Here is a 15,082-nt window from a genome sequence, read left to right on the forward strand (position 1 = left end):
CCTGTGGAACAACCTGTTGATCAGTACCTTTCGACCCGATCGACTACCGCCTCGGCTCCCGCGCCCGTCCCGTCCGTCCGGGCACAGCGGCCGTTGCCGACACCCGCCGCCGGGCCTTCGCCGCCCCGCGGACGTGCTCCACGTCTCATTGCCGATGCCGATGCCGCGGTGCAAGAGTCAGCGCGCCGACGGTCGACGGCTCCGCTCCGTTCCGGGACGAACGCCTGCGCCGCCGTCTCGTCGGCCGAACGGGAGGACGCGGATCCACCCTCTCGCGGCAGCAGGTCGGAGCTCGATGCCCCACACGGACGGCGGTGGGGCCGAAGTCAGGAGTCGTGGTCATGGTTGATGTCGCGCCGATACTGAGGAGGCCGGACGCGCAGCGGCCGTATCCTCCGACCCGCCGCCCGAAGGGCTCGACGATCCTCACGGTCGTCACCTCCACCGACCACAAGGTCATCGGCGTGATGTACATCGTGGCGGCCTTCGCGTGGTTCCTCATCGGCGGCCTCATGGCGCTGCTCATCCGTGGTGAGCTCGCCGTGCCCGGCCTGCAGTTCCTGTCCAACGAGCAGTACAACCAGCTGTTCACCATGCACGGCACGATCATGTTGCTGCTGTACGCGACTCCGGTGTTCTTCGGCTTCGCCAACTATCTGCTGCCGCTGCAGATCGGCGCTCCGGACGTGGCCTTTCCCCGACTCAATGCGGTGGGCTTCTGGCTCTACGTCTTCGGCGGGCTCATGGCCGCCACCGGCTTCCTCACCCCCGGGGGCGCGGCCGACTTCGGGTGGACGGCGTATGTGCCGCTGACGAACTCGCTGCACTCGCCCGGCGTCGGTGCCGACCTGTGGATCCTCGGACTCACCGTCGGCGGTCTCGGCACGATCCTCGGTGCGGTCAACCTCATCACCACCATCGTGTGCCTGCGCGCCCCCGGCATGACCATGTTCCGGATGCCGATCTTCACCTGGAACACCTTCATCGCCTCGCTGCTGATCCTGCTGATCTTCCCGCTGCTCGCGGCGGCGCTGATCGCCCTGTTCGTCGACCGCCAGTTCGGTGCTCACATCTTCGACCCCGGAACGGGCGGAGTCATGTTGTGGCAGCACCTGTTCTGGTTCTTCGGCCACCCAGAGGTGTATGTGCTGGCGCTGCCGTTCTTCGGCATCGTCTCGGAGATCTTCCCGGTCTTCTCGCGCAAGCCGATCTTCGGTTACTCGGGTCTGGTCTACGCGACCCTGGCCATCGCGGCGCTCTCGATCGCGGTGTGGGCGCACCACATGTACGCCACCGGCGCCGTGCTGCTGCCGTACTTCTCCTTCATGACCTTCCTGATCGCGGTGCCCACCGGCGTGAAGTTCTTCAACTGGATCGGCACCATGTGGAAGGGCCAGCTGACGTTCGAGTCGCCGATGCTGTTCTCGGTCGGCTTCATCGTCACCTTCCTGTTCGGCGGCCTGTCCGGCGTCATCCTCGCCAGCCCGCCGCTCGACTTCCAGCTGCACGAGTCCTATTTCGTCGTGGCGCACTTCCACTACGTGCTCTTCGGCACCATCGCCTTCGCCACCTACGCCGGCGTCTACTTCTGGTTCCCGAAGATGACCGGGCGCATGCTCGACGAGCGTCTCGCCAAGTGGCACTTCTGGCTGACCTTCCTCGGCTTCCACACCACGTTCCTGGTGCAGCACTGGCTGGGCAACGAGGGCATGCCGCGCCGCTACGCCGACTACCTGCCCTCGGACGGGTTCACCACCCTGAACATCATCTCGACCGTCGGTGCCTTCGTGCTCGGCGCCTCGACCCTGCCGTTCCTGTGGAACGTGTTCAAGAGCTACCGGTACGGGCAGGTCGTGACCGTCGACGACCCGTGGGGTTACGGCAACTCCCTCGAGTGGGCGACGAGCTGCCCGCCGCCGCGGCACAACTTCACCGAGCTGCCGCGCATCCGCTCGGAGCGCCCGGCGTTCGAGCTGCACTACCCGCACATGAGCGAAAAAATGCGGTCCGAGGCGCACGTGGGCTGGGGTTCGCACGCCCAGACCGCTCGCGCGATCGAGGGGAAGCACTGACATGGAGGACGGACGCCGGTTCCGCCGGTACACGACACTCGGCGAGACCCGCACCCGCCCCGACCCGACGGCCCTACTGATCGCGATGCTGGTGCTGGCAGTGCTGCTCGCGTCCCCGTGGTGGCTGGCCCCGGCCCCGGCCGTGCTGCTGATCGTCGCGGCCCTCGCCGGCACGGTCGCGGTCGGTGCCACCAGCCGGAGGACGATCGTGCCGACCCGGTGGTCTTGACGTCCCGCCCGGGCTGAGTACTGCATCGACGGTGTCTGATGTGGGGTTGTGTGGTGGCGCGCGGGCACTGGTCCGGCCGGCGCTGCGCCAGTTCGACCAGTGCCGGCACCAGGCGGAGATTCCGTGGAGCATGTCGTCGCGCCCCTGCGGAAGGGTGGGTACGGCGCCATGGCGTGTGCACGCGAGGCTCCGGCCGCCACCACATCCTTACGGTGCCGTAACTTACGGTGTCGTAACTTACGCTAGGGTAGTCGCATGGCCATCTCAGATCTTCAGGAATTCGCGCATCTGACGGACGCGGATGTCGAGGCCCTCGGCCGAGAGCTCGATGCCATCCGTCGCGACATCGAGGACTCCCGCGGCGAACGCGACGCCCGATACATCCGCAACACCATCAGGTTGCAGCGCAGCCTCGAGCTCGCCGGGCGGGTGACCCTGTTCGGCAGCCGGCGCCGTCCGCTGTGGTTGCTCGGCACGGGTCTGCTCGGCGTGTCGAAGATCATCGACAACATGGAACTCGGGCACAACGTGATGCACGGGCAATGGGACTGGATGAACGATCCCGAGATCCACTCCGCGAGTTGGGAATGGGACAACGCCGACCCGTCGGCGCACTGGAAGCAGACCCACAACTATCTGCACCACAAGTACACCAACATCCTGGGCATGGACGACGACGTGGGATTCGGCCTGATCCGGGTCACCCGGGACCAACGGTGGAAGCCGTTCAACGCCGGCAACCTCGTCTACAACGCGTTGCTCGCGCTGCTGTTCCAATACGGCGTCGCCATCCAACACCTCGAACTCGGCAAGGTCGCCAGGGGCCGGGACGACCGTGCCGAAACCAGCCGTAAGCTGCGTGAGGTGGGCCGGAAGGTGGGCCGACAGATCGGCAAGGACTACGTGTTGTACCCGGCCCTCACCGGGAGGGCGTGGAAGTCCACCCTGACAGCCGACATCACTGCCAACGTGATCCGTAATCTGTGGACCAACGCGGTGATCTTCTGTGGGCACTTTCCCGACGGCGCGGAGAAGTTCACCAGGGCGGACGTCGACAACGAGAGCCAGGCCCGCTGGTATCTGCGACAGATGCTCGGCAGCGCCAACATCTCCGGTGGTCCGTTGATGGATTTCATGACGGGCAACCTCAGCTATCAGATCGAGCACCACCTGTTCCCGGACCTACCGTCGAACCGGTATGCCGAGATCGCCGTGCGGGTGCGCGCATTGTGCGGCAAGTACGACCTGCCCTACACCAGCGGTCCGCTCGCGGTGCAGTACCTCAAGACGTGGCGCACCATCGCGAAACTGTCGCTGCCGAACAAGTACCTCAAAGACACTTCGGACGCCGCTCCCGAGACCGCATCCGAACGCGGCTTCGGCGGGATGCCGGTTGTCGATCCCGTCACCGGCCGGCGGCGCGGACTGGCCACCACGATCCGCGCGAACCGCCGGATTCGTGGCGTGCGCCGACTTCTGGGGATGCGCTGATCGACGCGTAGGTGTTTCGAAGTGCCGTCGTGCGGACTCACAGCCGGGCACGGCCGCCGAGATGATCGCCGCGGACCCGCCGAACCAGTGGCGCCGCACCCCCGCCTGCACCGGACCCCGGCGCACCAGGTGCACCGACCTCACCACGGTCGGCGGGTCCCGGGGGCGGGCCGATGGTCATCCGCCGGCGCTGTGGGTTGCGGCGAAGACGACGAACACCACGAACAGTGCCGCGGTACCGAGGACGGCACCGGTGAGGGCCTCCCGATGGTTCGTTGCCAGGCCCTTGTCGACCCGGTCCAGGCCGACCCAGCCGCAGACCACCGCGGCCAGCCCGGCGGGAATCGTGATCAGGTCACCGATGAGGGGAACGAAGGCGAACACCGCGGCGGTGATTCCCGCGACAAGCGCGGTGCTACCCGCACCGTTGCGGAACGGCGACTCGGTGGAACGGTGTGGCGGCATACCAGCTCCCCATTCAGGACAAGGCGATCATGTCCGTCCATGGTGCCTCGCACCGCTGGATCTCGCCGCACTACCCGTGCGCCGGGCAGGGGCGTCTCGGCTCGGCCGCGGCGCATGCCGTGACCGGCGTCCGTGCGTCAAGGCCGGGTCTGCCGGGCACGCAGGGCGGCGATCATACGGTGGAGTTCACCGAGGGTGACCCACAGTCTGCATGCTTCGTCCTCGAATCGTTGGGCACTGACCGCGAAGCCGTGCCGTTGTTCATCGGCGGCGCAGTGCTCAGCAAAGTTGATCCGCGCTGTGACCTGCTCGAATTCTCGCTCGAGCACGCCGAGAAAGAGCTGAGCCTGTGCCCGGTCGGCACGGCGGGCCGCAGCCTCGGCATCGGCTGGCCCCACCGGACCGGGGCGGACGGATGCGATGATCATGAGAGTTCGAGGGTCGCGTCGCGGACCATGTCGAGTGTGCTGGCGTGCGAGGGGCCGGTCGGAGTGCTCGCAACAGTGTGGAGCAGCAGGGTCACGGTCGGGCGCGGGTAACGGTAGCGGGCGCAGGCCGCATCAAGGCAGTCCTCGATCACGGCACTCACCTCGCGTTGCTCCAATGCCGCAGCCGCAGGAATGCTCGCGTCCGCGATGGTGATCGCCAGTTGACTCAGTAGCACCCCGTGGCGGCGCCGGATGTGTTCCATCGCGGCGACCGCACGGTCGATACACGCGTCCAGGCAGCGTTCCCCGGCCCCGGGAGTCTCGAGTGCGCAGCACATCCCCGCCAGGCGCAGGTGCTGTCGGTGCAACACCCGCTCGACGCCGGCATCGATCGTGCCGACGTCCGCGGCGCACTCGGACACGTCGATCCAGACGTTCTGCTTCGGCCGTGATCGGGCGAACAGGTGCCAATGGGCGAGCATTGCGGACCTTCTCCTTGATCAGGTGGCCCGCGCCGTTGCGGGTCCTTCCACCCATACCGCCGCCGAGGATCGAAACGGATGCGTCTTGACGCTTTCCTTATGCTCTGGACCGAAAGTTTGATGCGGTGCTTACTCATCACCCAGCTTCGCGGGGCCCGTGGCGCCCTCGCTCGGAATGGGGGCGACTGTCGGAGGCTCGGAGCGTTCGGCATGCAGATCGGAGTACTCGAGCATCGGAGCGCATCCCGTGCCGGCGGTGGAGTTCGATCGAGCGATGCAGGAGACGCGAATCGGGGCGCAGGCCACAACGCGGTGTGCTGTTGCCCGCCGTGACGGGCACGGGGCGGCGGCTCCTCCGTCCGGAGGCGTAGAGATTTCGCAAGGATCCGACGGCGAGTCTTCCCTGCCGGGTCGGGACGGGCCGATGCTCGTTGGTGGTCGAAACCCGTCGACGCGAAGGAAGGATACGTGCGCGTGAGCGACATGCTGACCACGTGGATGCTCCTCGGGGCGTTCGTGACAGCCGCCTTGGTCATCCGCTACCTCAACACCGCTTCGGACCGGCCGACGGCCCGGGCACCGCTGCACTATGTCCGTCGCCCGCCGGTGCCGCCTTCTGGGATCCCGGTGGTCCGCTACTGCTCGCCGGCTCCGGCCGCAGAGCGGACTCGACTGCAATTCCCGCCGGCCGACGACGATGTGCTGCTGCTGATCGCGGTCGGATGACCACCCTCGTGCCGCTGTGCGCGATCGGCGTGTTCGTCGATTTCACCCTTGCCCAAACGGCGATGGTGCGGCACTGATGGTGCACGCGTGGGCACGGGTGGCGCATGCGGATACTGCTCAGTGGTACGGGTACGGTCCTGGCCGGCACCGCCGGTGCCTGGCTCCTCGCGGTTGCTTTGCCGCTGCTGGTGGCCGGGATGTGCACGGTCCGCCGGACGTTCCGGCATCGCCGGTACGTGTGCCGGTGGCCGACGCCGTCGTCTGCCACACCCGCAACCGTCTCGCCTCGGTCCATGCCACCCCGTGCGAGCGTGACCTCTCACTCCGATCGGAGAATCCCGATGTTCGACGCTCTTGCCCCCGTCCTGTTGCTGATCGGCGTCCCCACCCTCGTCCTGCTGACAGTTCGCCGCCTCAACCTCCGCGACTGCCGGCACGAGCCACCTGCCGACAGCCCGCATACCGGAGGCCGCACCGTAGGGTCGGAACCGCCGCACGGCCCTACCGACCCACATCCGCCGGGGTCTCGACGGACCCGCCACACGCCCCCGCGCGGGTGCGGTCCGTCGGTCGCCGATGGGGAGTGTCCTTATCGGACACTCCCTGTCGCGACAACCACACCACCGGTCCGAGTCGGCAAAGCGCGGGGGAATCGGGTCGGAATCTCGGATGACGTGGCGTGAGCACTCGGCGGCCGGCAGCTCGGAGCATCCGCACGCGTGCGCAGTGGAGACCCGTCAGGGTGGCTCACTGTGTGAGGAACGTTGGCGAGTGGTCGGTGTGGAAGCGGGGCAGGGCGGCGCAGAGGGCGGACAGTTCGTTGCCGCTACGAAGGACGGTGCCGTCGGGCCGGACGATGACAGCGCGCGCCCGGCCGCGGCGTAGCCAGCGGTGCAGATCGGTGTCCGGCCGAGCCAGCAGGACTGTGCCACCCCGTTGTTCGATGGCGGTGCGTTCTTCCGGGGTCGGGGAGACGGAGGTGACCACCGCGAACCGGCCGGCGACGACCTCGGCGAATCGGCGACCCTCGTCGAGGACCGGATTCGGGATCAGGCGGCCCGCTCGGCTTCTGCGTAGTCGGGATCGCTCGATGAGACTGGAGCGGCGGAGAGCCGGGGTCTCGTTGTCCATGATCTTGTCGCTGAGGCCCGGCACGCGGTGCAACAGCGGTAAGGCGACGCGGCGGATGAGATTACCGAGTTCGCCGCCCTCGGTCATGGCCATTCCGACGAACTTGGCCCGCCGGATCAGCGCCAGTGCGTGGGGCTTGCGTTCGATCTCGTAGGTGTCCAGAGCGCTCTCAGGCAGATCCCCGCGGAGGACGCCTGCAAGTTTCCAGGCGAGGTTCATCGCGTCCCGCATCCCGGCCCCCATCCCCTGTCCGATGAAGGGCGGTGTGAGATGGGCGGCGTCGCCCAGCAGAAACACGTGCCGGTCGCGCCATCGGTCCGCGATTCGGGCTCGAAAGGTGTACTCGGCCAGACGGACCAACTCCAGGTCTTCGGCCGGTGTGTTCCTTGTCCATGGCGAGATGAGGGGATGCAGTCGGGCCATTTCGCGATAGTCCTCGGCGCTCTCACCGGGCTTCAGACGGAACTCCCAGCGGTAGCGCGTTTTTCCGATCCGCATGTACGTTGCCGCGCGCACGGGGTCGCACACCTGGTGCACGCCCTCCCACTCGCCGAGGTCTGCGGTGGTGGCGACGTCGACAACCAGCCAGCGTTGTTCGAACTTCAGATCCCGCATCGTTGCCTGAATCTGTTCTCTGACCATGCTGTTGGCGCCGTCGCAGCCCAACACGTATCTGGTCCGTACCGATTCGTGCACGCCGGTGCTTCGGTCGGTGAAGTCGACGCGAATGCCGCCGGTCTTGTCGTGGGCCAGCCCGGTTACTTCGACGTCGCCGCGCAGAGAGGCCCCTGGGTACCGTTCCAGATTGGCGCGCAGGATCTCCTCGAACTGCGGCTGATCGAACATGTTGGCCTCGGGGTAGCCGTGTACGCCCGGACCGGGGTCTCGGTGGAACTCGGTGAGAATTCGCATGTTCCGGTCGAGGAGCCGCAACCCGAGGCACGGCCGGGAGATCGCCGCGAACTCGTCGGCGATCCCGAGATGCGCCAGGATCCGGTGAATCTCACCGTCGAGGTGGACCGCCCGCGGCTGCGCATAGACGCCCTCCCAGCGCTCGAGTATCAGGCAGTCGACCCCGTGCTGAGCAAGCAGCGTGGCGGCGGTCAGTCCGGTGGGTCCGGCACCGACGACGACGACCGGGACAACCCGCTCGCTCATCGGATCGATCCGAACAGGACGGCGAGGTAGGCGAGGATCAGCGCGCTGACGAGGATGGCGGGCGTCATCTCACGCAATCCATCTCCGTTGCGTACGTGCGTAACGACGGCCCCTGCCATCAGGAGCAGGAGCCCGACGCCGGCCGCGGCGCCGAGCGCCGGTACGAGTCCGCCGAGCAGGAGACCGGCTGCACCGGCGACCTCGAGCGCACCGATACCCCGATACGTGCTGACGGAAATACCGACGTGGGCTGCCCGTTCCCGCATCGGCGAGGTTGCCGCCATCTTGCTCACGCCGAGCAGGAGGTAGAGGACTGCGAGCGAGACCGCCAGAACTAGGGATGCGGTAATCATTTGCGCACCATTACCTTCCAATTGATCGCATATCGGTCCAAGATCGCCTTGACCGCCGGTTCGCCGGCAGATCCGTCGATCTCGACAGTGGCAAGAATCGAACCGTCCGCTACGGACGCATGGATGCTGTCGACCCCTGCGATGGTGGCGAGGGCCTGCTCGAGCTCGCGCCGTGTCGCGTCCGCGCGCAGTGCGAGCTTGTAGGGCTTGCCTACCGCCGTGACGGGCAAGGCGTGGAGGATGGTCACCGTTCTGGGGGCCGCGGCCCGTTCGGGGACACGCTCACCCGCCCAGGCGTGCAGCTCTTCCTCGGTGATGCCGGCGTCTGCGGCAACGGTGACGTACGCGACGGGCACTTCGCCCGCGTGGGCATCGGGTCGTCCCACCGCGCTGACCGCGGTGACCTGCGGATGGGCCAGTAGGGCGTCTTCGATGACCGCTGGATCGATGTTGTGCCCGCCCCGGATGATGACGTCCTTCGCGCGTCCGACCAGGTAGATGAAACCGTCGCTGTCGACGCGCGCCAGGTCGCCGGTATCGAGCCACCCGTCGACCAGTTTGCCCATACCGTCCAGCACGTGTCCGTGTTCGTCGTGGGCGGCAGCGTAGCCGGCGAACACCGTCGGACCGCTGATGGCCAGCACGCCGGTCGTTCCGGTGGGCAGGTCTTCCCAGCTGCCGTCTTCGCGGACGCGTACCACTTTGACCTGCTGATAGGGCATCCGTAGGCCCACCGCGCCGGGTCGTGGCGCGTCGGTGAAGCTGCGTGCACTCGCGCAGGTTGCCTCCGTCAGGCCGTAGCCTTCGAGAAGGGGGACACTCGTGTGTTCCCGGAACTTCTCGACGACCGCAGTCGGCAGAGGCGACGCTCCGACCATGGCGAATCGCAGACTACTGATATCGGCGTCGACCGGGCGCTCCGCAAGGGCCGCGTATACGGTGGGCACCGCGCTCATCGACGCGATGCGGTAGTGCTCGACGATCTTCCAGAATTCGCTGAGCAGTACCGGGTCGCGGTAGCCGAGCGGGCCGGCCCATACCACACCCTGGCCCTTGAACAGCGGTGCCAACAGCGTGACCATCAAGGCATTGACATGGAACAGCGGCAGGGCGGCGAGTACCACGGAGTCCTGGTCCCACAACGAGTTCGCGGCCAGCATCCAGGCATTGGCGACCTCGTTGTCGTGGGTGTGGGCGGCCAGCTTCGGAACACCGGTGGTACCGCCGGTGTGAAACAGTGCCGCCATGTCGAACCCACGGGGGGGATCACCGGCGAAGCCGGAGGAGTCGATGTCGGCCGACAGCGCACCGAAATAGCCGATCCGCACTCCGTCGACTTCGGGCAGGTCCGCAGGGACGCCGGCGGCACCGGTGGGCCTGAGGACCAGCACTGCATCCGCCCCTCCGCTCACGGCAATCTCGTGCGCGACCTCCCATGTGTCGGCCGCAAGTTCCGGACCGGCCGCGACGAGTACCCGGGCACCTGAGCGGCGTAACAGTTCAGCGATGTGCTGCTGCGACTGTGCCGCGTTGATGGGGGCAGCGATGCCGGCAAGCTGCGCGGCGAGAGTCGCGGGGATCAGTTCGGCGCAGTTGGGCGCCATCAAGGCGACCGGGTCGTGGCGCCGCACGCCCAGACGATGGAGCAGGTTCGCGTAGCGGTGAACATCGTCGAGTAGTTCGGAGAAACTGCGCTGCAACGGCTCCCGCCACCGTGCGGCATCCGGGAGGACGGTGAGCGCGAGGCGGTCCGGCCACATGCGGGCCGCTCGGGTGAGCAAGGCATAGGTGGACTCCGGAAGCCCCCGATCTCGCAGCGGCACGGCCTCGATCGCCGTCACATCCGTGGGCGCTGCGTACCGCGGCCACAGCAGGTCGGTGGTCATCGCGCGTACCTCACCACCGTGCGCTGCCGCCCCAAGTCGATCGTCCCGTCGTCTGTGGCGACGGTGGCTTCGATGACGTCGCCGTCCTGCAGATAGTTCGAATTCCGGGCCTGGCCCGCAAAGAAGAGCTTCCATTTGACGGCCGGCGGCAGCAGGGAGGAGAGGATTTCGATCGGCTTCGGTGGGGCGCTCAGCGCCGTCCCGACCGGTGTTCCGGTCAGCAGCAGGTCTCCGGCATCGAGGCGTTGGAACCGGGTCAGCGCCTGCAGAGTCTCGGCCGGCTGGTAGATCATGTCGGCAACGGTCATGTTCTGGCGAGGCTCACCGTTGACCCAGAGCCGCAGGCGCAGGTCGGTGAACCGCTTCAGTTCGTCGGCATCGAGCAGTACGAGCGCGGGGCCGACCGGGGTGAACGTCGGGTACGACTTGGCCTCGTAGAACTGCGTTTTGGGAAGCTGGACGTCGCGCGCGGAGATGTCGTTGGTGACAACCAGGCCGGCGACGTGATCGGCGAGAGTGTCTGCGGTGATCGTGGTGCCGACGGGGAGTTCACGCCCGAAGACGAGCCCGATCTCCACCTCGTAGTCCAGTAGCCGGACATGGGCAGGACGGATCACGTCGTCGTGGGGACCGCTGATCGAACCGGATGCCTTTCGGAAGAAGGTCAACGGAATGGTGTCGGGGTTCATCCCCGCGTCCTTGACGTGCGAGGCGAAGTTCGTCATCTGTGCGACCACACGGCAGGGGTCGGTGACCGGGGAGAGCAACGAGAGGGTCTCGACGGGCACGGTGCCCTCGCTGGACGCCGCTGCCTCGACGGCTGGTCGGTCGGCCAGCAGTTGAGCGGTGGTGGTGGCCTCGGTGTCTACCCGGGCGGCACCCGTCGGTGTGACGACCCACCAGGCGTCGGCGGTGCGGAGGACAGAGATGGTCATGAGCTGGCAACTTTCAGAAGGCCGCGTAGGCGGTGGAGGTCGAATTCGTTGTCGGCGCGCAGCGCGAGGGCGATGGCGCGCAGTTCCTGGAGTGAGTCCCGACCGGGGCTCAGTCCGAGGAAGTCCTTGGTGGCGGGCGGCCCCCACTGGGCCAGTCCGGACGCGGTCATCGGTGCCCAGCCCGCCTCGAGCGTGTTGTCGAAGAGATCGCCGTCGCTGAAGTGCTCGACCATGAATCCGTCGGGGTCGCGCCAGTAGTCGAAGATCTGGCTGCCCTGGATGTGCCGGCCGATGCCCCAGGACCGGCGGTAGCCCCGGTCGAGCAGGTACTCGCCTCCCGCCGCGAGGGAGTCCAGGTCGGCGACCTGATATGCCGAATGCACATAGCGGTTGGCCGGGCCGAGAACCATCGCGAGGGTGTGATGGTCGGTGGGCGTGGCACCCCGGTCGCAGCGGATGAAGCTCATGATCGGGCCCCGGGCCCGTTGCCCCGGGTAGTAGAGGAAGTCGCTGACGATCAGTCCGAGGTGCTCGAGGTACCAGTTGAGCGTTTCGAGGTACTTCGTCGTCTGGAGCACGACGTGACCGAGCCGTTGCACGGTGGCCGGCGCGCGGGGTGGCCGCTGGGTGGCGTTCACCCGCCCGCGGTCGTGTCCGAAATTGAAGTGGAGCGGAGCCTGGGCGGCCAGCGCCGGCAACTCGAACGTGTCGGACACCACGCGGACTCCGAGAGCGCTTGGATCCACGAGATCGACAGCGATCCCGCCGAGGCTCTCAGGGAGGGGCACGACCGCGCCTCCGACTGCGTCTGCGAGTCGCAGCACGTCGGTCGAGTCGGCTGCCCGGAAGGCGGGACCGACGAACCGCGAACGCGGGCCTCGGCGGATGAGCACGCAGGGCGAACCGGGGTCTGTGCCGCGCAACTGTAGTTCGTGCGCCGTTCGGAGCGCCGTCGCAAAACCGAAGGCATGGGCGAACGCCTCCGCCCGATCGAGGTCGGGCTTCTCGAACTCCAGCCACGCGAGGTCGAACACCTTGATGATCGGCTCGGCGGCCTTCCCCCGGTGCTCGCCCGCCAGCGCGCCCTGCTCACTGTGCAGTCCGGAATGCGGGTCATGGTGGACACTCATGGACCACTCCCTTCAAGTTATGACGATATCGTCACTTACGAAGATATCGTCAGTCAAGAGTTTTTGAGGAATTCGTCACAATTGATGACGCGCCGTAGGGTAAGGCCAGGTCGGACGGATCAGAGAGAAGGGCACGCAGGCATGACCGAGCAGAACACCGATGCACCGAACCGTCTGGACCGGCGCAAGGCGCGCACCCGCGCCGCACTCGTACGCGCAGCCCAGTCGTTCATGGCGGCAGGGAAACCGACCGCCCCGATTCTCGAGATCACCCAAGCCGCAGATGTCGGGATGGGGTCCTTCTACAACCACTTCCAGACCAAAGAGGAGCTCTTCCACGCTGCCGTGGAGGAGGCCCTCGACCGCCATGGGGCGGTGCTCGACGAACTGACCGCAGATCTGGACGACCCCGCCCAGGTCTTTGCGCAGAGCTTCCGTCTGACCGGACGCCTCCATCGCAGGAATCCCGAGCTGAGCAAGGTTCTGCTCAGCAACGGTCTGAGTCTGATCGGCTCGGACAAGGGCCTGGCGCCGAGAGCTCGCCGGGACATCGAGGCAGCTGCCCGGTCGGGCCGGTTCAGCGTGCGCGATCCCGAACTGGCCATGACAATCGCAGCAGGCGCCGCGCTATGCCTGGGTCAACTGCTGCACGACCACCCCGAACGTGACGACGCGGAGGCCACCGACCAGGTCACCGAGGACCTGTTGCGCATGTTCGGCGTCTCGGCCGACGAAGCCCACGAAATCTGCCGACGCCCCTTACCCGACGCCGACTATCAGCCCCCAGCCGCAACCGCCACATAGCTCGTCTGCTTCGTCAGGATCGTCGGCAGGCGCGGCATCCCACCCGCCGTGATCTGGAACCTCGAATCCTTGGTGCGGATCGACTGCCGAGCATCACGCGGCGAGGACTAACTGCGGCGGCGCGGGCGAGGAACCGGACCCGCCATCACCATGGCGTCGTAGATCTCCATCAGGGCGCGTCGCTGTCGAGGCGCGAGGGCCGGGTCGGCCTCGAGGGCGGCTTCGATTCGTGCACGTGCGTCGTCGCCCTCGCGGTCGCCCACGGGAAAGCCGGCCTGCTCGTAGAGAATGTCGGCGCTGATGTTCAGCGAGCGTGGGATGGCATCGATGACGGTTGCCGAGGGGGCGCGCAGTCCGCGCTCGATCTGCGAGAGGTACGGATTCGAGATCCCGGCCATCTCGGCGAACTGCCGCAGGGTGAACTTGTTGAATTCTCGCTGCCGTCGGATGATTTCCCCGAGCTGTGCCGACGGTCTCCTCATACTCGCGAGTTTACTGACACGCTCGGGGCTGAACACACGCTCGAAGCCCGTGGAACACGTGCGCAGTATCGCAGGGCGCGGCCGGCTCAGTCCTCATCGAGGAAGTCCCCGATGAGCTGCGCCGCCCGGGCGGTCTCCTGGAGCACGCACAGGTGGCTGCCCCCGTCGATGATCTCCAGGCGGCCGTGAGGGACGGCCTTGGCGATGATCCGGCCGTTGACGGTCGGCACGAGCCGATCGTCGCTCCCCGCGATCACGAGCACGGGCATCGGCAGGTGGCGCAGCCACGGTCGACTGGTCCACTCGAAGGCCGCGCGGAGCTGGACGACATGGCCCCGCAACGACGGCCGGCAGTCCCGGCGGATCTCGAGGTGCTCGTCGAGGAGCGCGGGATCGTCGACGATCCCCTCGCCGTAGATCAGCGGGGCGACCTTGCGGAAATACGCCGGGGAGTAGAAGCTCACCGGGTTGAAGACGGCGGTCAGCGCCCTCGGCGGGCTGGGCATGCCGCCCAGGCCGCAGTTCGTCGAGGCAAGCGCGAGCCTCTCGACGCGTCCGGGACTCCGGCGCGCCAGCTCCTGCGCCACCATCCCGCCGAACGCCAGGCCGAGCACGCCGGCCGAGTCGATCCCGAGGTGCTCGAGGAGATCATCTATGACGCCCGCATGCTCGCGGACGCCGAAGCGGCCGCGGGGGACCGAGGAATGCCCCGAGCCCGGCGGGTCGACCGTGATGGTCCGAAACCGCCCGAGCCGGGCCTCGAGTGGACGCCAGAACTCCAGGGGGAGGCCGATACCGTTGATCATCAGCAGGGCCGGCCCGTCGCCCCGGACTCGGTAGCGGACACGCAGCCCCGCCGTCTTCATGAACTGTGGTTCTTCCAGCGTCGAAGCGCTCGGCGTCTTCTTCTGCATGGGATGACCGCCTCTCGGTTGACCCCGCGCCTGGAGTGCAACGCGACTGTGAGACAGTCGCCCCTCGGAGTGCTTGCTTGCAAGCTTCACAACAGCTAGAGAGCTACCAGGCTCGCCGGACGGGGGGCGGTCGGCGAGCCGCAGCCCTGCTGCGCAGAGACATTGTCGGACAACATATCCGACATTCCGTGCGCTCACGTAGGCCCTCACGCGCGACACCGGCGATGCACCATGAACCCGATGACACAGAGCGGGACACGCCGTGGGCGGCGGGAGGGGGCGTTCCCTTTCGCCGATCACCCGGATCGGGTCCTCACGCGACGGTCGAGGCGGTCCTCCCACGCCGTCCGGTGGCAGCGGTCCCCCACCTCCATACAGCTGTAAACCACTGTCGCA

General features: G+C 67.2%; 15 protein-coding genes. 5 read left to right on the top strand and 10 right to left on the bottom strand.

Annotated features, from left to right (window positions below; all coding sequences use genetic code 11):
- Positions 1 to 341: 341 nt before the first annotated feature.
- The 3 genes from ctaD to HFP48_RS27710 all read left to right on the top strand — a co-directional run bounded on the left by ctaD (position 342) and on the right by HFP48_RS27710 (position 3,792).
- Positions 342 to 2,072 carry a cytochrome c oxidase subunit I gene (gene ctaD, locus HFP48_RS27700; RefSeq protein ID WP_029546752.1) on the top strand — a complete coding sequence of 577 codons (1,731 nt, stop codon included), beginning with the start codon at positions 342 to 344 and terminating at the stop codon, positions 2,070 to 2,072.
- A gap of 1 nt (position 2,073) precedes the next feature.
- The gene (locus tag HFP48_RS27705; RefSeq protein ID WP_006947519.1) at positions 2,074 to 2,301 is read left to right on the top strand and encodes a hypothetical protein; all 228 of its coding nucleotides are present in this window, start codon (positions 2,074 to 2,076) and stop codon (positions 2,299 to 2,301) included.
- A 255-nt stretch (positions 2,302 to 2,556) separates the two neighbouring features.
- The gene (locus HFP48_RS27710) at positions 2,557 to 3,792 is read left to right on the top strand and encodes a fatty acid desaturase (RefSeq protein ID WP_168580460.1); all 1,236 of its coding nucleotides are present in this window, start codon (positions 2,557 to 2,559) and stop codon (positions 3,790 to 3,792) included.
- 177 nt (positions 3,793 to 3,969) lie between these two features.
- Here the strand turns inward: HFP48_RS27710 and HFP48_RS27715 are convergent, their stop codons facing one another.
- The 3 genes from HFP48_RS27715 to HFP48_RS27725 form a co-directional block, all read right to left on the bottom strand.
- The gene (locus tag HFP48_RS27715; RefSeq protein ID WP_006947522.1) at positions 3,970 to 4,257 is read right to left on the bottom strand and encodes a hypothetical protein; all 288 of its coding nucleotides are present in this window, start codon (positions 4,255 to 4,257) and stop codon (positions 3,970 to 3,972) included.
- A gap of 137 nt (positions 4,258 to 4,394) precedes the next feature.
- Positions 4,395 to 4,685, bottom strand: coding sequence for a hypothetical protein (locus HFP48_RS27720; RefSeq protein ID WP_051446122.1), 291 nt, complete (start codon positions 4,683 to 4,685; stop codon positions 4,395 to 4,397).
- Positions 4,682 to 5,167 carry a hypothetical protein gene (locus tag HFP48_RS27725; RefSeq protein WP_168580461.1) on the bottom strand — a complete coding sequence of 162 codons (486 nt, stop codon included), beginning with the start codon at positions 5,165 to 5,167 and terminating at the stop codon, positions 4,682 to 4,684. Before HFP48_RS27725 ends, HFP48_RS27720 begins: the two co-directional genes overlap by 4 nt.
- A 483-nt stretch (positions 5,168 to 5,650) precedes the next feature.
- On the opposite strand from HFP48_RS27725, the gene HFP48_RS27730 reads away from it, so the two are divergent.
- On the top strand, positions 5,651 to 5,893 hold the full coding sequence (locus HFP48_RS27730; RefSeq protein ID WP_246872582.1) for a hypothetical protein: 243 nt from the start codon (positions 5,651 to 5,653) through the stop codon (positions 5,891 to 5,893).
- A 747-nt stretch (positions 5,894 to 6,640) separates the two neighbouring features.
- Here HFP48_RS27730 and HFP48_RS27735 read toward each other — a convergent pair.
- Genes HFP48_RS27735 through HFP48_RS27755 form a run of 5 tightly spaced genes read right to left on the bottom strand, consistent with a single transcriptional unit; the run spans position 6,641 to position 12,486 of the window.
- Positions 6,641 to 8,182 (bottom strand): bifunctional 3-(3-hydroxy-phenyl)propionate/3-hydroxycinnamic acid hydroxylase, encoded by a 1,542-nt coding sequence (locus HFP48_RS27735; protein WP_168580463.1) that lies wholly within the window; start codon positions 8,180 to 8,182, stop codon positions 6,641 to 6,643.
- A complete protein-coding gene (locus tag HFP48_RS27740; RefSeq protein ID WP_065923265.1) occupies positions 8,179 to 8,535 on the bottom strand; it encodes a DoxX family protein in 357 nt (118 codons plus the stop codon). The genes HFP48_RS27735 and HFP48_RS27740 overlap by 4 nt, the downstream gene beginning before the upstream one ends.
- A complete protein-coding gene (locus HFP48_RS27745) occupies positions 8,532 to 10,421 on the bottom strand; it encodes an acyl-CoA synthetase (protein WP_168580464.1) in 1,890 nt (629 codons plus the stop codon). The genes HFP48_RS27740 and HFP48_RS27745 overlap by 4 nt, the downstream gene beginning before the upstream one ends.
- Positions 10,418 to 11,356, bottom strand: coding sequence for a fumarylacetoacetate hydrolase family protein (locus tag HFP48_RS27750; RefSeq protein ID WP_168580465.1), 939 nt, complete (start codon positions 11,354 to 11,356; stop codon positions 10,418 to 10,420). Before HFP48_RS27750 ends, HFP48_RS27745 begins: the two co-directional genes overlap by 4 nt.
- Positions 11,353 to 12,486 carry a VOC family protein gene (locus HFP48_RS27755; protein ID WP_029546760.1) on the bottom strand — a complete coding sequence of 378 codons (1,134 nt, stop codon included), beginning with the start codon at positions 12,484 to 12,486 and terminating at the stop codon, positions 11,353 to 11,355. Before HFP48_RS27755 ends, HFP48_RS27750 begins: the two co-directional genes overlap by 4 nt.
- A gap of 141 nt (positions 12,487 to 12,627) precedes the next feature.
- Here HFP48_RS27755 and HFP48_RS27760 point away from each other — a divergent pair, with 141 nt between their 5' ends.
- Positions 12,628 to 13,290, top strand: coding sequence for a TetR/AcrR family transcriptional regulator (locus HFP48_RS27760; RefSeq protein WP_029546761.1), 663 nt, complete (start codon positions 12,628 to 12,630; stop codon positions 13,288 to 13,290).
- Between the two features lie 107 nt (positions 13,291 to 13,397).
- Here HFP48_RS27760 and HFP48_RS27765 read toward each other — a convergent pair whose 3' ends face one another.
- Positions 13,398 to 13,772: a helix-turn-helix domain-containing protein gene (locus HFP48_RS27765; protein ID WP_168580466.1), complete on the bottom strand. Its 375-nt coding sequence runs from the start codon at positions 13,770 to 13,772 to the stop codon at positions 13,398 to 13,400.
- An 86-nt stretch (positions 13,773 to 13,858) separates the two neighbouring features.
- On the bottom strand, positions 13,859 to 14,686 hold the full coding sequence (locus HFP48_RS27770; RefSeq protein ID WP_050036205.1) for an alpha/beta hydrolase: 828 nt from the start codon (positions 14,684 to 14,686) through the stop codon (positions 13,859 to 13,861).
- Between the last annotated feature and the right edge of the window lie 396 nt (positions 14,687 to 15,082).

Origin of the sequence: Rhodococcus sp. DMU1, from assembly GCF_012272955.1 — a bacterium.
In the GTDB taxonomy this organism is placed as follows: domain Bacteria; phylum Actinomycetota; class Actinomycetes; order Mycobacteriales; family Mycobacteriaceae; genus Rhodococcus; species Rhodococcus aetherivorans.